This window comes from Cellulosimicrobium sp. I38E (assembly GCF_001647255.1).
GTDB classification, from domain to species: Bacteria; Actinomycetota; Actinomycetes; order Actinomycetales; family Cellulomonadaceae; genus Cellulosimicrobium; species Cellulosimicrobium cellulans_E.
This window is the reverse complement of sequence record NZ_LUAZ01000001.1, coordinates 64,914-86,830: the sequence shown is the minus strand read 5'-3', so window position 1 is coordinate 86,830 and position 21,917 is coordinate 64,914. Positions and strand designations below refer to the sequence as shown.

Annotated in this window: 17 protein-coding genes; 8 read left to right on the top strand and 9 right to left on the bottom strand. The window is 75.0% G+C overall.

The genetic code is table 11. The features are described 5' to 3' along the window. Positions 1-76: 76 nt before the first annotated feature. From secA to mtrA, 7 genes are all read right to left on the bottom strand, one after another. Positions 77-3,136: a preprotein translocase subunit SecA gene (gene secA, locus A0J59_RS00350; RefSeq protein ID WP_064314865.1), complete on the bottom strand. Its 3,060-nt coding sequence runs from the start codon at positions 3,134-3,136 to the stop codon at positions 77-79. Between the two features lie 249 nt (positions 3,137-3,385). Next, complete coding sequence (locus A0J59_RS00345; protein ID WP_064314927.1) at positions 3,386-4,621, bottom strand: winged helix-turn-helix domain-containing protein; 1,236 nt, start codon at positions 4,619-4,621, stop codon at positions 3,386-3,388. 124 nt (positions 4,622-4,745) lie between these two features. Then, entirely contained in the window at positions 4,746-5,399 is a 654-nt protein-coding gene (gene hpf, locus A0J59_RS00340; RefSeq protein ID WP_047232136.1) for a ribosome hibernation-promoting factor, HPF/YfiA family, read from the bottom strand. Positions 5,400-5,672: 273 nt separating this feature from the next. Next, positions 5,673-6,488 carry a ComF family protein gene (locus tag A0J59_RS00335; RefSeq protein WP_064314864.1) on the bottom strand — a complete coding sequence of 272 codons (816 nt, stop codon included), beginning with the start codon at positions 6,486-6,488 and terminating at the stop codon, positions 5,673-5,675. Between the two features lie 163 nt (positions 6,489-6,651). Further along, a complete protein-coding gene (locus tag A0J59_RS00330) occupies positions 6,652-8,382 on the bottom strand; it encodes an LpqB family beta-propeller domain-containing protein (RefSeq protein ID WP_064314863.1) in 1,731 nt (576 codons plus the stop codon). After that, complete coding sequence (gene mtrB / locus A0J59_RS00325; protein WP_369799730.1) at positions 8,379-10,220, bottom strand: MtrAB system histidine kinase MtrB; 1,842 nt, start codon at positions 10,218-10,220, stop codon at positions 8,379-8,381. Before mtrB ends, A0J59_RS00330 begins: the two co-directional genes overlap by 4 nt. Then, a complete protein-coding gene (mtrA, locus tag A0J59_RS00320) occupies positions 10,217-10,900 on the bottom strand; it encodes an MtrAB system response regulator MtrA (protein ID WP_047232133.1) in 684 nt (227 codons plus the stop codon). Before mtrA ends, mtrB begins: the two co-directional genes overlap by 4 nt. Before the next feature lie 274 nt (positions 10,901-11,174). Here mtrA and A0J59_RS00315 point away from each other — a divergent pair, with 274 nt between their 5' ends. The 7 genes from A0J59_RS00315 (at position 11,175) to A0J59_RS00290 (ending at position 18,598) form a co-directional block, all read left to right on the top strand. Then, positions 11,175-12,560: a glycerophosphoryl diester phosphodiesterase membrane domain-containing protein gene (locus A0J59_RS00315; protein WP_064314862.1), complete on the top strand. Its 1,386-nt coding sequence runs from the start codon at positions 11,175-11,177 to the stop codon at positions 12,558-12,560. Then, positions 12,557-13,228, top strand: a complete 672-nt coding sequence (locus tag A0J59_RS00310; protein ID WP_064314861.1) for a DUF4129 domain-containing protein — start codon at positions 12,557-12,559, stop codon at positions 13,226-13,228. Before A0J59_RS00315 ends, A0J59_RS00310 begins: the two co-directional genes overlap by 4 nt. Continuing rightward, the gene (locus A0J59_RS00305; protein WP_082918616.1) at positions 13,225-14,484 is read left to right on the top strand and encodes a DUF4350 domain-containing protein; all 1,260 of its coding nucleotides are present in this window, start codon (positions 13,225-13,227) and stop codon (positions 14,482-14,484) included. Before A0J59_RS00310 ends, A0J59_RS00305 begins: the two co-directional genes overlap by 4 nt. 206 nt (positions 14,485-14,690) lie before the next feature. Then, positions 14,691-15,683, top strand: a complete 993-nt coding sequence (locus A0J59_RS00300) for a MoxR family ATPase (protein WP_047232212.1) — start codon at positions 14,691-14,693, stop codon at positions 15,681-15,683. A gap of 10 nt (positions 15,684-15,693) precedes the next feature. After that, positions 15,694-16,986: a DUF58 domain-containing protein gene (locus tag A0J59_RS00295; RefSeq protein WP_047232132.1), complete on the top strand. Its 1,293-nt coding sequence runs from the start codon at positions 15,694-15,696 to the stop codon at positions 16,984-16,986. A 171-nt stretch (positions 16,987-17,157) separates the two neighbouring features. After that, on the top strand, positions 17,158-17,280 hold the full coding sequence (locus tag A0J59_RS22170; RefSeq protein ID WP_255318720.1) for a hypothetical protein: 123 nt from the start codon (positions 17,158-17,160) through the stop codon (positions 17,278-17,280). A 7-nt stretch (positions 17,281-17,287) separates the two neighbouring features. Beyond that, entirely contained in the window at positions 17,288-18,598 is a 1,311-nt protein-coding gene (locus A0J59_RS00290; protein WP_064314860.1) for a winged helix DNA-binding domain-containing protein, read from the top strand. A gap of 61 nt (positions 18,599-18,659) precedes the next feature. Here the strand turns inward: A0J59_RS00290 and A0J59_RS00285 are convergent, their stop codons facing one another. Next, complete coding sequence (locus A0J59_RS00285) at positions 18,660-19,649, bottom strand: stage II sporulation protein M (protein ID WP_064314859.1); 990 nt, start codon at positions 19,647-19,649, stop codon at positions 18,660-18,662. Positions 19,650-19,738: 89 nt separating this feature from the next. Here A0J59_RS00285 and A0J59_RS00280 point away from each other — a divergent pair, with 89 nt between their 5' ends. Then, positions 19,739-20,557 carry an RDD family protein gene (locus A0J59_RS00280; RefSeq protein ID WP_047232129.1) on the top strand — a complete coding sequence of 273 codons (819 nt, stop codon included), beginning with the start codon at positions 19,739-19,741 and terminating at the stop codon, positions 20,555-20,557. Here the strand turns inward: A0J59_RS00280 and A0J59_RS00275 are convergent. Next, positions 20,530-21,738, bottom strand: a complete 1,209-nt coding sequence (locus A0J59_RS00275; RefSeq protein ID WP_255364846.1) for an acyltransferase family protein — start codon at positions 21,736-21,738, stop codon at positions 20,530-20,532. The genes A0J59_RS00280 and A0J59_RS00275 overlap by 28 nt on opposite strands. Positions 21,739-21,917: the final 179 nt, after the last annotated feature.

Sequence of the window (21,917 nt, the reverse complement as noted above, 5' to 3'; positions counted from 1 at the left end):
GGCGGGGCGCGCCACCCTTGGTGGCACGCCCCGCCGTCGTCGGTCCCGTCACGGCGCACGCCGGACGGGTCGAGGATCACTCCTCGTTCTGGCCGTGGCAGACCTTGTACTTCTTGCCCGAACCGCACGGGCACTGCGCGTTGCGCGGGGTGCCGGGGAACGTACGACCGTCGCTCTCCACAGCGCTCGCCTCGCCGTGCAGCGCGCGGCGCGAGCGCCGGCTCGCGTCGCCCGAGACGACGGCCTGACCGGTGCCGTCCTCGCTCGGCGCGCTGTACGACAGCGGGACCTGCCGGTCGGGGCCGTCGAGACCCTTGGCGATGAGCGTGCCGGGGCGGTCACCGCTCGGCCCGCCGAACGCCGCCGGGGCCGTGACCGGAGCGGGCTCCGGCTCGACCGGCGCGTCCTCGACCGGGGCGTCGGCCGTCGCCGGGGCGTCCTCGGCGGGAGCGTCGGCCGCGGCGGCGCCCTGCGCCTGGGCGGTGGCCTGGTGGGCCGCCGCCGCGAGACCTGCTGCGGCTCCGGCCGAGGCCGCCCCCGCCGCCCCGCCGAGCGCCTGACCGGCCGCCGACTGCGCGGCCTGGGCCGCGTCCGCGACCGAGATCGCCGGCGCCTGGCCCGGCGCGGCGCCCGGCTCGGCGACCTTGACCTCGAGGTTGAAGAGGTAGCCGACCGTCTCCTCCTTGATGGCCTCGGTCATCGCCTGGAAGAGCTGGAAGCCCTCGCGCTGGTACTCGACGAGCGGGTCGCGCTGGGCCATCGCGCGCAGGCCGATGCCCTCCTTGAGGTAGTCCATCTCGTAGAGGTGCTCGCGCCACTTGCGGTCCAGGACCGAGAGCGTCACGCGCCGCTCGAGCTGGCGCATGTTCGTCGAGCCGAGCTGCTCCTCGCGGCTCTGGTAGGCGATGCGGGCGTCGGAGAGGATCTCCTCGAGCAGCATCTCGCTCGTCAGACGCGTCTCTCCGCCCGCCTGCTCGACGACCTCGTCGGGCTCGATCGAGATGGGGAAGACCGCCTTGAGCGCGGTCCACAGGGCGTCCAGGTCCCAGTGCTCCGGGTTGCCCTCGGCCGTCGCGCCCTCGACGTAGGCGGTGACGACGTCGGTGAGGAAGTGCTGCACCTGCTCCTGGAGGTCCTCGCCCTCGAGCACGCGGCGACGCTCGTCGTAGATGACGGTGCGCTGGCGCGACAGGACGTCGTCGTACTTGAGGACGTTCTTGCGGATCTCGAAGTTGCGCGACTCGACCTGGCCCTGCGCGCTCGCGATGCCGCGCGTGACCATCTTGGACTCGAGCGGCACGTCGTCGGGGAACCCGGCGCGGTTCATCATGGACTCGGCGAGGGTCGAGTTGAACAGGCGCATGAGGTCGTCCTGCATCGACAGGTAGAAGCGGGACTCGCCCGGGTCGCCCTGACGGCCGGAACGACCGCGCAGCTGGTTGTCGATGCGGCGCGACTCGTGGCGCTCGGTGCCGAGCACGTAGAGGCCGCCGAGCTCGCGGACCTCGTCGTGCTCCGCCGCGACCGCGGCCTTCGCCTTCTCGAGCGCGTCGGGCCAGGCGGCCTCGTACTCCTCCGGGTTCTCCGCGGCGTCGAGGCCACGCGCCGCGAGGTCCGCGACCGCCATGAACTCGGCGTTACCGCCGAGCATGATGTCGGTACCGCGGCCGGCCATGTTCGTCGCGACCGTGACGGCGCCCTTGCGGCCCGCCAGCGCGACGATCGAGGCCTCGCGCTCGTGCTGCTTCGCGTTGAGGACCTCGTGCGGCACGCCCTGCTTCTTGAGCTTGGACGACAGCAGCTCGGACTTCTCGACGCTCGTCGTACCGACGAGCACCGGCTGACCCTGCGCGTGCCGCTCGACGATGTCCGCGACGACCGCGTCGAACTTGCCCTCCTCGTTCTTGTACACGAGGTCGGCCTGGTCGACGCGCTGCATCGGCCGGTTCGTCGGGATCGGCACCACGCCGAGCTTGTAGGTGCCCTGGAACTCGGCAGCCTCGGTGTCCGCGGTACCGGTCATGCCCGAGAGCTTGGAGTACAGGCGGAAGTAGTTCTGGAGCGTGATCGTGGCGAGCGTCTGGTTCTCCGCCTTGATCTGCACGCCCTCCTTGGCCTCGATGGCCTGGTGCATGCCCTCGTTGTACCGACGGCCGGGCAGGATGCGCCCGGTGTGCTCGTCGACGATCATGACCTCGCCGTTGAGCACGACGTAGTCCTTGTCGCGCTTGAAGAGCTCCTTCGCCTTGATGGCGTTGTTGAGGAACCCGATGAGCGGCGTGTTCAGCGACTCGTAGAGGTTGTCGATGCCGAGGTAGTCCTCGACCTTCTCGATGCCCGGCTCGAGCACGCCGACGGTGCGCTTCTTCTCGTCGACCTCGTAGTCGGCCCCCGGGTTCAGCCGCCGCACGACCTTGGCGAACTCGCCGAACCAGCGGTTCGTGTCGCCCGACGCGGGACCCGAGATGATGAGCGGCGTGCGCGCCTCGTCGATGAGGATCGAGTCGACCTCGTCGACGATCGCGAAGTGGTGGCCGCGCTGCACGAGGTCGTCCGTGGACCACGCCATGTTGTCGCGCAGGTAGTCGAAGCCGAACTCGTTGTTCGTCCCGTACGTGATGTCCGCGGCGTACTCCTGGCGGCGCTGCGCGGGCGTCTGGCCGGACAGGATGACGCCGGTCGTCAGGCCGAGGAAGCGGTAGACGCGGCCCATGAGCTCGCTCTGGTACTTCGCCAGGTAGTCGTTGACCGTGACGACGTGCACGCCCTTGCCCTCGAGCGCGTTGAGGTACGCGGCCGTGGTCGCGACGAGCGTCTTGCCCTCACCGGTCTTCATCTCGGCGATGTTGCCGAGGTGCAGCGCCGCGCCGCCCATGAGCTGGACGTCGAAGTGGCGCTGGCCGAGGGTGCGGCGGGAGGCCTCGCGCACCGCCGCGAACGCCTCGGGGAGCAGGTCGTCGAGGGTCTCGCCCGCCTCGAGGCGCGCCTTGAAGCGGTCGGTCTCCTCGCGCAGCTCCTCGTCGGTGAGATCCTCGAAGCCCGGCTCGAGCTTGTTGACCTGGTCGGCGATGCCGGACAGCTTCTTGAGGATCCGGCCCTCGCCGATGCGAAGGACCTTGTCGAGGATCGAAGGCACGCAGGACTCCCGTATCGATCGGTGCCCGGGCCGGCTGGTCCGGGAGCAGCGCCGACGCTCTCCCGCGCGGGCGCGCACGGCAGCGGACGTCGGCAACGTCACACAACATCGTAGGCGAGTCGGAGCGACGTCGGACCCGCCCGGGTTTCGCCGACGACGAACCTCGCCGGCGAGACCCCGCGCCAGGGTACGACGACGGGTCCCCGCACGGGCGGGCCGCCCACAACGCGCTCCGGCCCGACCGACCCCTCAGCCCGTCGTCGCCACCTCGGCCGCGAGCGCGGGGGCCAGGTCTCCCGAGGGCGCCACGTCGACGTCCGGCACGCCGAGCCACCCACCGAGCACGCGGAGCTCCGCGGCGAGCCGGGCCGCCGTCTCCTCCCCCGCCGCCTGCTCGCGGTGCGCCGACAGCACCCGCAGCACGCCCGCCCGCCGGTCGGCCTTGAGGTCGACCCGCGCCGTGAGCTGCTCTCCCTCGAGGAACGGCAGGACGTAGTAGCCGTGCACCCGCTTCGGTGCCGGCACGTAGATCTCGATCCGGTAGTGCACGTCGAACAAGCGCTCGAGCCGCGTGCGCTCGAACACGAGCGGGTCGAACGGGTTGAGCAGCGTCGTCGCCGTCGCGCGACGCGGGAGCGCGGCGTCCGCGTGCAGGTACGTCGGCTCGTCCCAGCCGCGCACCGTCACCGGCCGCAGCGTGCCCGCCTCGACGAGCTCGTCGAACGCCGTGCGCACGGCGGGACCCCGGAGGCGGAAGTAGTCCTTGAAGCAGCGCAGCGTCCCGACCCCGTGCGCGCGCGCTCCGATCTCGAGGAGAGACCGGACGGCGTCGGCGTCCGCGACCGGCGGCGCCGCGACGACCTCCGGCGGGAGCACGCGGTCCGTGAGGTCGTAGCAGCGCTCGAACGCGCCGTTGCGGCGCGCGGACGTGATCTCGCCCGTGAAGAACAGGAACTCGAGCGCTCGCTTGGCGACCGTCCAGTTCCAGCCCCACTGCGACCGGTCCCGCGGGTGCGCCCGACCCTCCGCCTCCAGGATCTCGTGCACCTCGCTCGCCGTGATGGGGCCGCGCTCGGTGACGAGGCGACGCACATCCTCCACCGCCTCGGAGTGGCTCATCTCGACCGCGCTGATCGTCCCCCACGCCTCCGTCCGGTACCGGCGGCGACGCCACTCGAGCAGCGGCCACGTGCTGGGCGGCACGTACGACGCGACGTGGGCCCACGTCTCCACGAGCCGGCGCGGCGCCCGGCCCGCCGCACGGTCCAGCAGCGCCGTGTCGTACGGGCCGAGACGCGCGTACAGCGGCATGAGGTGCGCTCGCGCGAGCACGTTCACCGAGTCGATCTGGAGCAGCCCGAGGCGGTCGATCACCCCCTGGACCTGCCGCATGGTCGGCGCGCGCCCACCCGTTCCGTCGTACGGGCGGGGACGGTGCAGCCCCTGCGCCGCGAGCGCGACGCGGCGCGCCTGGGAGAGGGACATCGACTCGGACCTCGACGGCGTGGCGACCACCCTCCGAATCCTGCCCGACCCCACCCACACTCCGGCAGGTCCGGACAGCGCGACGCGCCCGGACCCGAGGAGGGTCCGGGCGCGTCGGTGCGGGTCAGGCGGTCTTCTCGACCGCGGCGTCGGCGCAGTCGCAGGACGTGTCGAGCGCGACGACCCCGTAGGTCCAGCCGCGACGCCGGTAGGCGACGGACGGACGAGAGGTCTCGACGTCGACGAAGAGGAAGAAGTCGTGGCCGACCATCTCCATCTCGTACAGCGCGTCGTCCACGGTCATGGGTTCCGCGGAGTGCAGCTTCTGCCGGATGACGACGGGCGAGTCGCCGAGGGTGGTCTCGACGGCCTCCCCGGGCTCGCTGGGCGCGGTCGGCGCCGGCGGCGGGGGCGCGGCGTGCGTGGCCGGGTCGTAGGGACGCACGTCGACGGGCGGCACGACGGTGTGGTTGCGGTGGTCCTTGCGACGGTCGCGGGCACGGCGCAGGCGCTCGGCGAGCTTGTCCATCGCGAGGTCGAGGGCGCCGAACCGGTCGTCGGCCGCTGCTTCGGCGCGGACGACAGGTCCCTTGGCGCGGACGGTCAGCTCGACGCGTTCGCGAACTCCGGAGAGCCTCGGGTTGTTCTCGTGGGTGACCTCGACGTCCACGCGCTGCGCCGTGGGCGCGAGCTGCTGGACCTTGGCGAGCTTGTCCTCCACGTGCCGGCGGAAGCGGTCTGCCACTTCCGTGTGCCTGCCGACGACGACGATCTCCATGTGAGCCTCCGCGAGGATCTTGTGCGGCGCCCGGCTCGGTGCGTCCGAGCGCCTCGTTCGGATTCGGTAGGGGGCACCCGTGCCGGGTGCGGTGGGCTACCACCTCCTTGCGGCGCGAGGCCGCGCGCTCGGTACGCTCGCGCGGCGCCGAACGTGCCCTGCACGTCCGTCGTCCGCGGCGACTGGCCCTCAGACTAACCCGCGCTCCGGGGTGTCGGCAGCACCAACGGGAGGTGAACCGGAGGACCTTCGGCCCGTCCGTCGGACGGTGCGTCACGGCGCCTCCGACACGGTCCCGCGGACGGCCTCGCGACGCCGCGGCGCAGGCGTCGCTGCGAGGACGAACGCTCCCGGCACGCGCAGGCCGGCGCGTGCGAGGGCGGCCTCGCTCGCGGCGAGGGTCGCTCCGGTGGTGAGGACGTCGTCGACGAGGAGGCACGGGAGCCGGTCGCGCACGGCCTCCTGCACCCGACGGCGCGTCACCGGCCCGGTCGCGATCCCGACGGCGCCGAGACGCGCGCCGCGCGCCCGGGAGCCCAGCCCGACCTGGTCGCGAGCGCGCCCGCGCTGGACGAGCAGGGGCACGACGCGTGCCGGTGTCCCCGCGGCCCGGAGGCCCGCCGCGACACCACGCGCGAGCACGACGACGGGGTCCCGGCCGCGGGCCCGCCGCGCCGCGGCGGACGTCGGCGCGGGAACGACCAGGACCGCCCGGGGCGACGGTCCGGGGTCCGCTCGCGCGAGCGGCCTCGCGACGGGACGCGTACCCGTACCGAGGAGCCCGGCCAGCGCGGTGCCCGCGCGATGCGCGACGACGGCCAGCGGACCGTCGAGGTCGGCCCGGCCGCGGTCCTTCCACGCGACGACCACACCCCGTACCGGTCCCGCGTAGTGCGCCGGCGCCCACACCGGCAGGGGCGCGACGCCGTCGAGCCGGTCGAGACGTGGGGCCGCCTGCTCGCGGCGCCGCAGCGGGGCTTCCAGGGGCGCGAGGCAGTCGGCGCACCAGCGGACGTCGGGGCGGTCGCACCCCGGGCAGGCGACCGGCAGCACGAGGCGCGCGACGTCGTCGAGGGCGAGGAGGAGCACCGGACCAGCCTGCCCGCGCAGGGCTTCGGCGTGCGGACGCGGGCGCGAGACCTGTGGACGACGGCGTCACGCGGACCAGGCTCCGCACCCGGCGGCCGGTCCTGTGGTCCACCCCGCGCGAGCGACGGACCGCCCTCGGGACAGCGCGACGTCGCCCGCGTGGTCAGCCCGGGAAGGTGGGCAGCCGCACCTCGGTCGCGACCCTGGTCCAGAGCGTCGAGGTGCCTGCGGCGTAGAGGCTGCTGTCGCTCGTCCCGACGAGCGTCGTCGAGACGCCCGTCGCCGACGCGAGCGACACCGCGTCCTCGACCGGCGACGAGGGCACCGTGGGCCCGCCGACGGGGACGCGCTGCACCACGGGCTCGGCCGTCCCCGCCGTCCTGCCGAGGACGCCCAGGAGCGCGCGGTCCACCCACGTGACCTGGGTGGCCGCCAGCACGGGCTGGCCCACCCGGACCGGCTCGGAGAGCTGGGTGGGGCGACCGGACTCGTCGCGGACGATGCCCGCGACGTGGATCTGCGCCCCGCTCCCCGCGTCGCTCACGACGGCGACCCGCGCGCCGTCCGGGGCGACCCGCACCGACATGACCGTGCGCCCCTCGAGCCAGGCCGCCGCGACGGGGGTCACGGCCTCGTCCGAGCCCGCCTCCCCGAGGTCGACGACCTGCAGCGAACCCGCCTGGACCTGCGGACCGCTCCACAGGTACTGGTAGCGGTCGATCGACGGGGCAAGGAGGTTCGACCCGGTGAGGAGCGTCGTCGGCCCGGCCTCCGCGGTGGGCGCCGTGACGATGCGGCTCCCCCCGTCGCGGACGACGAACGCGGCGTCGGTGGAGCGACCCCGGAACGCGAGGGCAGTGGGCTGGAGCCCCGTGAGCGGTGCGGCCGACGCGACCGGCTCGGTGGTGCGGCCCTGGAGCCTCATGATCTGGTCACCGGCCAGGACGACGGGGTCGTCGGGGGTCGTGGCGACGCCGATCGTCGGGACCTCGTCGGCGGAGAGCACGGACCCGCCGACGTCGACCGTGATCTCGACGCGTCCCCCGAGGGAGGCCTGGAGCTGGGCCAGCAGCAGGGCACGGTCCGCGGACGAGGCCGCGGTGACGGGATCCGTGAGCGGCACGGAGATCGTCCCCTCCGCTGCCGGGACCGAGTCGATGCTCAGCGCGGTGCCCTCGGGAGCGACGGTCGCCACGGAGCCGGCGAGCCACTCCGACGGCCCGCGCAGGGTCTCCCGGACCGCGAGCGCCTGCCAGTTGCGGCTGGGGAACCAGCGCGCGTCGGGCACGAGGTACTCCCGGTCGAGCGTCGGGAAGTAGAGGTTGACCTGCTTGTACGTCTGCGCGAAGTTCGTCTCGGTGATCGTCAGACCGTCGTCGACGGTGCCGATGCGCCACTGGTCGCGGTCGTCGCGCACGAGGCCGTAGGAGATCTCGATGGTCTGCCCGGGGACCTCCTCGGTGTAGACCCCGTGCTCGTCCACGGTGCCGACGAGCTCCGCGGTCGTGCGGACCGTCGTCGTCCCGCCCTCGAGCGTCGACTCGTCCACGACGAGCTCCGGCTCCCCCGCCACGATCGCCACCTGGGCGAGCGGGGACCACTCCTCCTGGACCTCCGGCGTGAGGAACTCCGAGGCGACGTCGAACGAGCTCCGGGCGCCCTGGGCCTGGGCCGCGAGGAAGCCCTGGACGATCTGGGACGGCGACGCGTCGGGGCGCGGGGCGGCGGCGCTGACGAACGGCTGGCCGGGGTCCTCCGGGGTCGCCTGCCCCTCGGTGACCGGTCCGGACGTGGGGATCGAGGCGCACGCGCCGAGCGCGGCGACGAGCGCCGTCGCGAGCCCGGCGGTGAGCGCACGCACGGCCCGACGGCGCAGCGTCCCTGTCGTGCTCATCGCGCCTCCTGCACGTCGTCGGAGGTCAGCCGCTCCGGCTGCGCTCCGGGGTGGGGCTCTGTCCCCCGGCCCGGGTACGGGCCGGGGTCGCGCGGGAGGACGACGGGGATGCCGCCCGTGACGGACGGCAGGTCGGCGGGACCCGCCGTCCCCTCGACGTCCTCGACGACCGGGGTCGTGGCGCTCCACTCGGCGGGGAGCCCTCGGCCGACCGCCGCCTCCGACACGAGCGGCAGCGGTGAGGACTGGAGCCGGATGCCCGCGCGCCGCGGGAGCGTGAGCCGGAAGCTCGCGCCGCGCGCCGGGCGGCCCCAGGCCTCGAGCCAGCCGCCGTGCAGGTGGGCGTCCTCGAGCGAGATCGCGAGGCCGAGGCCGGTGCCGCCGGTCGTGCGGGCGCGGGCAGGGTCCGCGCGCCAGAAGCGGTCGAACACGTGCTGGACCTCGTCCGCGGTCATCCCGACCCCGTGGTCGCGCACCGCGACCGCGACGGCGTGCCCGTCGCCCTCGACGGTGATCTCGACGGGCCGCTCCTCGGCGTGCTCGATCGCGTTCACGACGAGGTTGCGCACGATGCGCTCGACGCGCCGCGGGTCGACGTCCGCCGTCACGGGCTCGTCCCCGAGGTGGACCGACAGCCACACGCCCTTGCGCTCGGCGAGCGGGGCGGCGTGGTCGACCGCGGCGTTGACGACGTCGCGCAGGTCGCGGCGCTCCGCGTCGAGGACCGCGGCCCCCGCGTCGAACCGGCTGATCTCGAGCAGGTCCGCGAGCAGGTCCTCGAACCGGTCGAGCTGCGTCTGGAGCAGCTCGGTCGAGCGCTTCGAGACGGGGTCGAAGTCCTCGCGCGAGGAGTGCAGCACCTCGGACGCCATCCGGATCGTCGTGAGCGGTGTGCGCAGCTCGTGCGAGACGTCGGAGACGAACCGGCGCTGGAGCATCGACAGCTCCTCCATGCGCCCGATCTGGTCCTGGAGGCTTCGCGCCATCTCGTTGAACGAGTGCGCGAGCGAGGCCATCTCGTCGTGCCCCTTGACGGGGAGCCGTTCGTCGAGCCGGCCGTCGGCGAGCCGCTCCGCGACCGTCGCCGCCTGCCGCACGGGCAGCACGGCCTGGCGCGTGACGAGCGCGGTGATGCCGACGAGCAGCGCGAGCAGGACGAGCGCGCCGACGAGCAGGACGGACTGCAGGAAGCGCAGCGTCTCCTGGTCGGCCTCCAGGTCGTACAGGTAGTAGAGCTCGTACGTCCCGGCGACGGGCACCTCGACCGTCGAGCCGACGACGATGCCCGGCACGACCGGCGAGTCCGGGTCCGCCGGGTCGACCGGGATCCCGACGGACTGGAGGTACTGCTCGCCGTCGGCGGTGACCGTGGCCTCGCGCATCTCGGGCGTGACGAGGTCGACGAGCTGCGGGTTCGTCGACAGGTCGAGGAAGCCGACGGTGCTCGACCCTCCCGCCTGCCACAGGAAGACGTCGCGCGACGACCCCGTGCTCTGGAGCATCGAGAAGAGGTCGAACAGCAGCGACTGCGCCTCCGTCGCGTTCGCGGCGGGCGAGGCGTCGAGCGTGCTGCGCGCCTGCTGCGTCGACTGCGCGCTCTCCAGGTCCACCTCGGCCGCGCGCCGCTCGTAGAGCCCGTCGCGCATCGCGTCGGTGAGGTAGGCGCCGAGCGCGCCGACCGTGAGCACGCCCACGACGAGCGCGGACGTCACGACGCGCAGCTGCATCGACGAGCGCCAGCGCCACACGACGCGGCGGACCGTGGCACGCGCGCGTCGACGGACCCGGCGCCAGAGCCCCCGCCAGCGCCCGTCGGTGGAGCCGGCCGTCGCGCTCACGTGCGGGTCGCGCCCGCCTTGTACCCGACGCCGCGGACGGTCAGCACGATCTCCGGGTTCTCGGGGTCGTGCTCGATCTTCGAGCGCAGACGCTGGACGTGGACGTTGACGAGGCGCGTGTCCGCGGCGTGCCGGTAGCCCCACACCTTCTCGAGGAGGACCTCGCGCGTGAAGACCTGCCAGGGCTTGCGCGCGAGCGCGACGAGGAGGTCGAACTCGAGCGGCGTGAGCGCGACCTGCTCGCCCCCGCGGGACACGCGGTGACCCGTCACGTCGATCTCGACGTCGCCGATCGACAGGTGCTCCGGGGCCGGCTCCTCCGTGCGGCGCAGGCGCGCCCGGATGCGCGCGACGAGCTCCTTGGGCTTGAACGGCTTGGAGATGTAGTCGTCGGCGCCGGACTCCAGGCCGAGCACGACGTCGACCGTGTCGCTCTTCGCGGTGAGCATGATGACGGGCACGCCGGACTCGGCGCGGATGAGGCGGCACACCTCGGTGCCGTCCTTGCCCGGGAGCATGAGGTCGAGGAGCACCAGGTCCGGCTGGGTGCTGCGGAACGTCTCGAGCGCGAGGTCACCGTCCGCGCAGAACACGGGTTCGAAGCCCTCGGAGCGCAGGACGATCCCGATCATCTCGGCCAGGGCGGTGTCGTCGTCCACCACGAGCACACGAACCTTCATGCGGACATCTTGCCATCGACGCGCCTCACCTCGGCGCGGCCCGACGCCGCGGCGCGGGTGAACCCGCCGCGCCTCGCGCCGAGGTGGCGGGCCGGTCCCGCATGCGCACGAGGCGAGGTCGGCAGGCGCGTGGCCCCGGCCGTGCCACGCGGGACCACGCCTCTCCTCGGCACGACGCGCAGGGGCGCGTACTAGGGTGGCCTCGCCGCCGTTGCCGATCCTCGCCCGGCGGCCTGGAACGACGCCCGAGCCGACCGCGGGGGACCACGAGCACATGAGCACACCCGACACCTCCGGCACGCCGGACGGTGCCACGCCGGACCCGACGGCGGCACCCGGTCCGACGACGCCCGCGGGCCCGAGCGGTGACGCCGGAGGCTGGGGGGCCCCCGCGTACGGAGCACCCGGCTACGGCGCGTCGGGCGGCGCTGCCCCGGAGCCGCCGTCCCCGCCCCGGTACGGCCAGTACGCCCCCGGGTACGCACCCGGGCAGGTCCCGACGGCGGACCAGCCGCCCGCGCCCGCACCCGGCGGGTGGGGGCAGCCGTCGTACGGGCAGCCGCAGTACGGTCAGTCCGCGCCGCAGGCTCCGGGCGGATACGGCCAGCAGGGCTACGGACAGGGGCAGCACGGGCAGGGTCAGTACGGCCAGGGTCAGTACGGACAGCCGCAGTACGGCGCCCCCGGCTACGGCCCGCCCGCCGGCTTCGCGGGCGCGCCCTACGTGCCGCCCGCCGCGAAGCCGGGCATCGTCCCGCTCCGCCCCCTGTCGCTCGGCGAGATCTTCGACGGTGCGTTCGGCGCGATCCGGCACAACCCCCGGGTCATGCTCGGCATGAGCGCGCTCGTCGTCGTGATCGCGACGATCATCGGGGCGCTCCTCGGATGGGCGTTCTCCGGCTACTTCGCCGACTTCTTCCTCTCCCTGCCCAGCGAGTCCGGGCTCGGCGGGATGGAGAACGACTTCGCGATGCTCTACTCGAGCACGCTCGGGACCGGGCTCACGACGAGCCTCGCCACCCCGATCGTCAGCGGTCTGCTGACGGTGTCCATCGGGCAGTCCGTCATCGGGCGCAAGGCCACGATCGGAGAGGTCTGGTCGCAGGTCGGGCGCCGCGCCTGGTTCCTCATCGGCTTCTCGCTCCTGCTGGGCCTCGCGTGGGCGGTCGCCGTCGCGCTGGTCGTGCTCCTGGTCGCTCTCGGCTTCGCCGCCACGACCGGGCTCGGCGTGGTCCTGCTCGTCGTCGCCCTCCCGGGCCTCCTCGTGCTCGCCGTCTGGGTCGGCACCCGGACCGGGCTCGTCCCCCCGGCGCTCGCGCTCGAGGGCCAGCCGTTCTGGGCGACCGTCCGGCGGTCGTGGCGACTGACGCGCGGCAGCTTCTGGCGCCTCTTCGGCATCTACCTGCTGGCCTACGTCGCGATGTACGTCGTCGTGCAGATCGTCGTCTCGCCGTTCAGCATCGTGAGCACGTTCCTCCTCGCCGCGGGTCAGGCCTTCCTCGCGAACGCCCTGCTGGCACTCGGTGTCGCGGTCTCGACCATCGTCATGACGCTGTTCCTCGGGAGCGTCGTGGCGCTCCTCTACATCGACGTCCGCATGCGTCGCGAGGGCCTGGACGTCGAGCTCGCCACCGCGGCGAACGCGCAGCCGCCCGCATGACGCTGCGGTCGCTCGCGGCCGACGTGCCCGTGCAGCCGGACGCCGACGAGGCGCGCCGGTGGCTCGTCGAGGAGCTCGCGAAGCCCGAGTACCGCACGGAGCCGTCGCTCCTCCAGCGGTTCCTCGACTGGCTGCTCGGGCTCTTCGACGGCGCGCCCACGATCGACCTGGGCGGCCCGCTCACCGCGGTGCTCGTCGTCGTGGTCGTGCTCCTCGTGGCCGGCATCGCCTACTGGGTGGCGGGCCCGGTGCGCCTGTCGCGCCGGGCGACGTCGTCCGCCGTCGTGCACGACGACGACGCGCGGACCGCCGCCGAGATGCGCGCAGCGGCCGATGCCGCGGCGTCCCGGGCCGACTGGGCGACCGCCACGCTCGAGCGCTTCCGTGCCGTCGTCCGCTCGCTCGAGGAACGGGCCGTCCTCGACGCGCGTCCCGGACGCACCGCGTGGGAGGCCGCCGAGGCCGCGGGCGAGCGCGTACCCGACGTCGCCGACGGCCTCGCCCGCGGCGCGCACCTCTTCGACGACGTCGCGTACGGCAAGGCCGCCGTCGGGCCCGAGGCGGACGCGTTCCTGCGGGCGCTCGACGAGCGCACCCTGGCGACACGCCCCGCGCTGCGGGCAGAGCTCGCGCACTCCGCCCCGACCTCGGGGGGTGGCGACGCGTGAGCACCACGGCGTCCCCGCCCCACCCCACCGCGCCCCCGTCCGGTGACGGTCCTCGAACCGTCACGACGGCGCACGTGCCCGTCGTGGGCGACGGCACCACGGCGGGCTCGCGCGCCCGCAGCCGGTGGCGTCGCGCGCGCTGGCCGGTGGCCGTGGTCGTCGCCCTCCTCGCGCTCGCCGGCCTGTCGGCGATCGCACGGCCGACGACGTCGTCCACGCCCCTCGCGCCGGACAACCCCGGGCCCGCCGGCGCCAGGGCCGTCGCGGAGGTCCTGCGCGACCAGGGCGTCGAGGTCACCTACGTGACCACGGTCGCGGACGCGGTCGCGGCGTCCGCTGACGGCGGCACGCTGCTCGTCGCGCAGGGCGACTTCCTGCTCGACGAGCAGGTGGAGGCGCTCGTGCGCACGCCCACCGACCTCGTCCTCGTGGCCCCTCCCGACTTCCTGCTCTCGCCCGCGACGGACGGCGGCGCGGAGCTCGCCTACGACTGGGGCTCGGGCACGTCCGCGCGCTCCCCGCGCTGCGACGACCCGGTCGCGGAGGCCGCCGGCGCCCTGCGCTCGGACGGCGTCGGCTTCCTCGCGCTCGACCGGACGACCGTCCTGTGCTTCCCCTCCCCGGACGACCCGGCCATCGGCGCCTACCTCGTGCACGAGACCGACGAGCGGACCGTGCGCGCCGTGGACACGACGGCCGTGCTGCGCAACGACTCGGTCACCGAGGAGGGGAACGCGGCGCTCGCCCTGTGGATGCTCGGCGAGAACGACCGCCTCGTGTGGCTCGTGCCCGACCCGTTCGACACGTCCCTCGGCGGCGGCGAGGACGAGCAGACCCCCGCCCTGTCGCTGCCGCCCTGGTTCGGCGTCGTCGCGCTCCAGGTCCTCGTCGTCGTGCTCGTCGTCGCGCTGTGGCGGGGCCGGCGGCTCGGGCCGCTCGTCACCGAGGACCTCCCGGTCGTCGTGCGCGCCGCCGAGACGACGCGCGGCCGCGGCCGCCTCTACCGGCGCGCCGGTGCCCGCGGGCACGCCGCCGCCGGGCTCCGCGCGAGCGCCGCGGACCGGCTCGCGGGCCGGCTCGGCCTCCCGCGCTCCGCCGACGCACCTGCCCTCGTCGACGCCGTCGCCCGCGCGACGGGCCGACCGGGCGACCAGGTCGCCCAGCTCCTGTACGGACCACCACCCGCCGACGACGCGGCGCTGCTCGAGCTCGCGCGTCACCTTGACCGGATCGAGAGCGAGGTCTACCACTCGTGACGCACCACCCCGACGGCTCCGTGCCGCAGCCCGACCGCTACGCGCCGCCACCGCACCAGGGGCAGCCGTACACCCAGGACCCGAGCGTCGCCGACCGCGTGAGCGCGGCCGCCGGCGCCCCCGGGCACGAGCAGGGACCGCCCGCCCCCGGTGCCCCGGCGCCGGGCCACGCCGCCGCGCCCCCGGCCGGCCATGGCCAGCCGGGCGTGCCCGCGCCGGCGCCCGTGCACGACGCGCCGCCCGCGCCGTCTCCCGAGCTGCGCCAGGCCCTGGCCGCCGTCCGCACCGAGGTCGGCAAGGCCGTCGTCGGGCAGGACGGGGCCGTGACGAGCCTGCTCATCGCGCTGCTGTGCAAGGGCCACGTGCTGCTGGAGGGCGTGCCCGGCGTCGCCAAGACGCTGCTCGTGCGCACGCTCGCCGCGTCGCTCGACCTCGGCACCAAGCGCGTGCAGTTCACGCCCGACCTCATGCCCGGCGACGTCACCGGCTCGCTGGTGTACGACGCGCGGACCGCCGAGTTCTCGTTCCGCGAGGGCCCCGTCTTCACGAACCTCCTGCTCGCGGACGAGATCAACCGCACGCCCCCCAAGACGCAGGCCTCGCTCCTCGAGGCGATGGAGGAGCGCCAGGTGTCCGTCGACGGGACCCCGCGCCCGCTGCCCGACCCGTTCCTCGTCATCGCGACGCAGAACCCCGTCGAGTACGAGGGCACCTACCCGCTGCCCGAGGCCCAGCTCGACCGTTTCCTGCTCAAGGTCGTGCTGCCCCTGCCCGAGCGCGAGCAGGAGGTCGAGGTGCTCGCGCGCCACGCCGCCGGGTTCAACCCGCGCGACCTCGCGGGCGCGGGCGTGCGCCCCGTGGCCGGACGCGACGTGCTCGACCGGGCGCGCGCCGAGGTCGCGCGCGTCCAGGTCGCGCGCGAGGTCCTCGGCTACGCCGTCGACGTGTGCCGCGCGACGCGCCACTCCCCCTCGCTGTCGCTCGGCGTCTCCCCGCGCGGCGCCACCGCGCTCCTCGCGACCGCGCGTGCGTGGGCGTGGCTGTCCGGCCGCTCCTACGTGACGCCCGACGACGTCAAGGCCCTCGCGCACCCGACGCTGCGCCACCGCGTGCAGCTCCGGCCCGAGGCCGAGCTCGAGGGCGTGACCGCCGAGAGCGTGCTCGACACCGTGCTCGCGTCCGTCCCCGTCCCCCGCTGAGGCGTCGCACGTGGCCCTGACGTGGCGCGCCGTCGTGCTGACGGCGCTCGGGATCGTCCCCGTGCTGCTGTTCCCCGTGCCGGGGACGGTGCTCGTGTGGACGCTGCTGGTCGTCGCGCTGTGCGTGCTCGACGCGTCGCTCGCGGCGTCCCCGCGGCGCGTGGCCGTCGAGCGCCGCGTCCCGGGCTCCGTCCGGCTCACCGACACGACGACGTCGCGCCTCACCCTGACCAACCTCGCACCGCGGCGGCTGCGCGCGCTCGTCCGGGACGCGTGGCCGCCGTCGGCCGGGACCCAGGTCAACCGGCACCCGGTCGACCTGCCACCCGGCGAGGCCGCGCGCGTCACCACCGTCCTCGTGCCGACACGGCGCGGCGAACGCGTCGCCGACCGGGTCACGATCCGCTCGTTCGGCCCGCTGCGCCTCGCCGCGCGCCAGGCCTCGATCACCGTGCCCGGCCGGTTGCGCGTGCTCCCCGAGTTCGCGTCCCGCCGCCACCTCCCGAGCCGGCTCGCGCGCCTGCGCGAGATGGACGGCCGGGCGGCGGTCCAGGTGCGCGGCGAGGGCACCGAGTTCGACTCGCTGCGCGAGTACGTCCTCGGGGACGACGTCCGCTCGATCGACTGGCGCGCGTCCGCCCGCGGTCGGGACATGGTCGTGCGCACGTGGCGTCCGGAGCGCGACCGGCGCGTGCTCGTCGTCGTCGACACGTCGCGCACGTCCGCGACCCGCGTCGGCGACGAGCCGCGCCTCGACGCGAGCATCGAGGCCGCGCTCCTGCTCGCCGCGCTCGCCGGGCGCGCCGGGGACCGCGTCGAGCTCATCGCGTACGACCGCACCGTGCGCTCGCGCGTCGCCGGCGCCGCCGGCCCGCGCCTCATGCCCGCCATGGCGGACGCGCTCGCCCCGCTCGAGCCCGCCCTGCTCGAGACCGACTGGCCGGGGCTCGTCGGCGCGGTCCACGAACGCCTGTCCCAGCGCGCGCTCGTCGTGCTCCTGTCCACCCTCGACGCCGCCGCCGTCGAGACCGGGCTGCTCCCCGTCGTCGGGCAGCTCACGGCCAAGCACCAGGTCGTGCTCGCCGCGGCCGGCGACCCCGAGGTCGTCGCCCTGCGCGACGACCGCACCGGCACCGCCGAGGTGTACGACGCCGCCGCCGCGGCACGCGGGGAGATCGAACGCGCCGCCGTGACGACCGTCCTGCGCCAGCGTGGCGTCGAGGTCGTCGACGCCCTCCCCGACGACCTCGCCCCCCGCCTCGCCGACACCTACCTCGCCCTCAAGGCCGCCGGCCGGCTCTGACGTCCGGGCCGCTGCCCGGTCAGCCGACCGCGAGGTAGAACCTCCGGTCACGAGATAGAGCTCCGCGCGTTCTACCTCGCGACCGGCGGTTCTACCTCGGCGGACGAGGACGCTGTCTCAGGGGCGAGGTAGGGTCGTGCGGGTATTTCCACCGAGCTCAGGAGAACCCCCGTGGCCTGGCAGCCGACCGATCCCCGACAGCGCGCACGGCGCAACCGTCGCGTCGCGATGATCGTCGTGGCGGCGCTCCTCGCGACCTTCCTCATCCCCGCGCTCGCGATCGTGCTGTCCTGACGCGCCGATGGCGGACGGGCGGTTCGGGCCGCGGCTGAGCCACGACGACCTCAACCGTGCGCTGCTCGCGCGCCAGCACCTCGACGCCCCGCGCGCGGCGTCGGTGCTGGACGAGGTGCGGCACCTCGTCGGGCTCCAGTCGCAGGTGCCGTCGTCGCCGTACCCCGCCCTGTGGTCGCGGCTCGCGGCGTTCGCGCCCGACGACCTGGGCTCGCTGCTCACCAGCCGTGACGTCGTGCGCGTGGGCGCGCTGCGCGGCACGGTGCACCTGGTCGCCGCGGACGACGCGCTGGCGCTCACCGCACTGGTGCGGCCGACGCTCGCCGCGTACCTGCGGGCGAAGAACCAGCACGGCGCGGCCCTCGCGGACGTGGACCTCGACGACCTCGAGGAGGTCGCGCGCGACCTGCTCGACGAGCCGCTGACCTCGGTCGAGCTCGGCAGGCGGCTCGCGGAGCGATGGCCCGACGTCGACCCCAAGCACCTCGCGTACGGGGCGCGCTGCCTGCTGCCGCTGGTCCAGGTGCCGCCGCGCGGGCTCTGGGGAGCGAGCGGGCCGGGCACCACGACCACGTGGACGACGGTGCAGGCCTGGCTGGGCCGGTCCGACCCGATCCTCGACGCGGTCGCGCACGACACGGACCCCGACGCCGTCCTCGCGACCCGCGTCAGGCTCGTGCGGCGCTACCTGGCGGCGTTCGGCCCGGCCTCCGTGGTCGACGCGCAGCGCTGGGCGGGGCTGACGCGGCTCAAGGCCGCGTTCGACGTGCTGCGTCCCGAGCTCGTGACGTTCACCGGCCCGGACGGCGAGGAGCTCTTCGACCTCCCCGACGCGCCTCGCCCGCCGGGCGACGCGCCCGTGCCGACGGTCCTCGCGGGCGACTTCGACAACCTCGTCCTCGCGCACGACGACCGGACGCGGGTGCTCGGCGACGTCCCGGTCAAGAGCGTCGTGAGCATCAACGGCCAGGTCGCGGCGACCGTGCTCGTCGACGGACGCGTGGCCGGGGCGTGGACGGCGCGCCCGACGGCCACGGCCAGCCCGCCCACCCCCGCCCGGCCGACGACCGAGGCGACGTCGCCCGACGCGCCTGCGGACGACGTCGTGCACGTCGAGGTGCGCCCGCTGCGCGGCCCCGCGGGTGACGTGACCCGGGACGGCACGGCTGCCGACGGAGCGGGCGACGCCGACGGCCGCCGCTCCCCCGCGGACCGGCTCCGCGAGCCCGGCGTGCGCGACGCGGTCGTCGCGCGAGCCGAGGACTGGGTCCGGTGCGCGTGGCCGGGCGCGCGGGCGCGCGTCGTCATGCACGACTGAGCGGGCCCCACGAGCCGGGAGCCGGGAGCCGGGAGCCGGGAGCCGGGAAGAAGCGTCAGGCTCAGGCCGCGACCGGGACGACGTCGCCCGCGTGGTCCGCGATGAGGTCGCCGGTCTCGCCGGCGGCCACGGCACGACGACCGAGCACGATCGTGTAGACCCAGAACCCGGCGAGCGCGATGGCGCCGATGACGATCTTGAGCCACCACGGCATGGCCGAGCCCGTGACGAAGCCCTCGATGACGCCGGAGATCGCGAGCGCGATGACGAGCCCGATCGCGACCGTGACGAGCGCGCGGCCCTCCTGGGCGAGGGCGCGCGAGCGCGGGAGCGGACCCGGGTCGACCCAGGCCCAGAAGATCCGCAGGCCTGCGGCACCGGCGACGAACACGGACATGAGCTCGAGCAGGCCGTGCGGCGCGATGAGCTGGAGGAAGAGCCCGAGCTCCCCGTGCGCGGCCATCATGCCACCGGTCGACCCGATGGCCACGGCGTTGGAGAACAGCACGTACGCGGGGAAGATCCCCGTGATGCCCAGCCCGATGCACTGTGCCGCGATCCAGGCGTTGTTGGTCCAGACGACGGTCGCGAAGTCGAGCCCGGGGTCGTAGTACGAGGCGAACGCCTCGTTCACGTAGTTCTCCTGGACGCTCGGCGGGCCCATCGACGCGAGGCCCTCGGGCGTCGTCGCGACCCAGGTCCCGGCGACGAGCGCGACCACGAGGCACGCGACCGTCACACCGACCGACCACCACCGGATCCGGTACAGGGCGGCAGGGAGGGACACCGTGAGGAACCGCACCACGTCGCGCCACGCGGGCTCGTGCGCCCCCGCGATGCGCGTCCGGGCCTTGCCGAGGAGCACGGACAGGCGCGAGATGAGCACGGGGTCCGGCGCGACGGACCGGACGGTCGACAGGTGCGTCGCGACGGCCTGGTACAACCGGACCAGCTCGTCCGCCTCGGCACCGTCGAGCGTGCGCCGCGAGGTGAGGGTCTCCAGGCGGTCCCACTGCGCGCGGTGCACGTCGGTGAAGGCGTCGAGGTCCACGACCGATACCCTGCCACACAGGGCGTGCCGCCGGTGCGCCGACCGGCGCGCGGGCACGGACCCGTGACGGAACGAGGGCGAGGAGCAGCGTGCGGGACGGCATCCTGATCGGCGAGGGCGTGGTCCTCGACGCGCGACCGGCGTCGTTCGTCACGCGTGGCCTCGCGCTCTTCCTCGACATGCTGACGCTCTTCGTCGCACTGTTCGCGCTGCTCTTCGCGACGTCGGGCTCGCTCGAGCTGGTCGACCCGGACTTCGCCCCGGCCATCGGGATCGCGCTCGCCGTCCTCGTCATGGTCGTGATCCCCACGACCGTCGAGACGCTCTCGCGCGGCCGCTCGCTCGGCAAGCTGGCGCTGGGCATCCGGGTCGTGCGCGACGACGGCGGTCCGGTCCGCTTCCGGCACGCCTTCCTGCGCGCCCTGGTCGGCATCGGCGAGATCTGGCTGACGCTCGGCTCCGTCGCGCTCGTCGCGTCGCTGACGAACGACAAGGGCAAGCGCCTCGGCGACATGGCGGCGGGGACCTACGCGATCCGGGTGCGGGGCGGGCGGCCGACGCTCGCGCCGCTCGTCATGCCCCCGTACCTCGCCGCATGGGCGTCCCACGCCGACATGCGCCGCCTGCCCGACGGCCTCGCGCTCGCGGCGCGACAGTTCCTGGCCCGCGCGGGCAAGCTGCACCCGGCGTCGCGTGCCCGGCTGGGGCAGGAGCTCGCGGGGCAGGTCGAGCGGTACGTCGCGCCCGGCCCGCCGCCCGGCACGCACCCGGAGACGTTCCTCCTGGCGGTGCTCGCCGAGCGGCGCGACCGGGACTGGGCGACGGCGCAGCGCGCGCAGGCGCTCGCCGGGGAGCAGGCGGAGCTGCTGCACCGGCTCCCCTACTCGATCCCTGACCCCACGCGCTGACGCCGTGCCGCGCGCCGCACGGGACGCGCGTCCTCGAACCGGCCGACGACGCGGGAGATGCCCAGGAGCACGAGCGCGAAGGCGCCGAACCAGACCGGGCGGCTCGCCCACCAGTCGGCGCTGCCCGGTGCCGGGAGCTGCTGACCGAGCACCACGAGCACCGTCCCGACGACGACGATCATCGCCGTGAGGTGCCACAGGTAGACGGTCATCGACCGTCGGGCGAGGCTCGCGACGACCGCCCGGCCGCGCCCGTCCGCCCAGCGCACGAGCGGCCCTCGGGCGGCGAGCGCGAGCGCGACGAGCGCGACCGCGTGCAGGACGACCGGCGCCGTCGGCGGGCCGAGGTTCGACATCGCGTCTCCCGGCATGCCGATGAGCGAGACCGGGTACGGCCCGACGACGACGAGCAGGGCCGCGAGCGCCGCCGCCGCGAGCCCGACCCCGACGAGCACGAGCGGCCGCGGGAGGACGGCGACGGGCACCATGCGCCCCCTTCGCACGACCCGGGTCCCCGAGCGCGCGTCGGCGTACAGGAGCCCGATCGCGTAGGGGACGGCCCAGACGAGCACGACGTCGACGAGCGCGAGTCGCTCCAGCCCGGCGCCGAACCGCAGCGCCTCGACGGCGAGCGGCGCGGCGGCGAGCGCCCCCACGGTCCACCAGCCCGCGGCGTGCAGCGCGCGGCGCAGGAGCGGCGTGAGCACGACGAGGCCGAGGTACACCGCGAGGAACCACAGGAGCTGCGGCGCGAGCGTCGCGAGCGAGCGCACGGCGTCCCCGGGCAGTCCCGCGGCGAGCAGCACCCCGATCGCGACGACCCACGCCCCGACGAACACCCCGACGGGCCGCAGCAGCCGGGGCACGCGCCGCCCGGCGAGCCGTGCACCGGCCGCGAGGTCGCCGAGGACGCTCGGGCGGGCCACCACCCGACCGGCACCCGCCGGCCCGGACGAGCGACCGCCGTCGGGCCCGCGCCGCAGCCCGTACGCGGCCGAGGCGCCGGCGGCGAAGAACAGGAGCGCGAGCACCTGGAGCACCCAGGTGACGGTCCAGCCGGCGCCGTGCGCGAGGGCGTTGCCGATGCGCAGGTGCTCGCCGTCCCACGTCGCGTCCGCCATGAGCCAGTGCACCGTGAGGACGCTGAGCGTCGCGAGGGCCCGCACGGCGTCGACGAACACGTCGCGCCGCGGTCGGCGGGGGCCGTCCGGCGCGGTGAGGCGGACCGGTGCGGTGCCAGGCGCCCGCGCGGTGCCCGACGACGGTCGGTCCCGGTGGGGCTGCGCCCCGCCCGGGGGCGACGGTCGGGCGGGTGCGGGTCGCGCGCGGGACGGCGCGCGGGTCGGGGACGGCGGCGGCG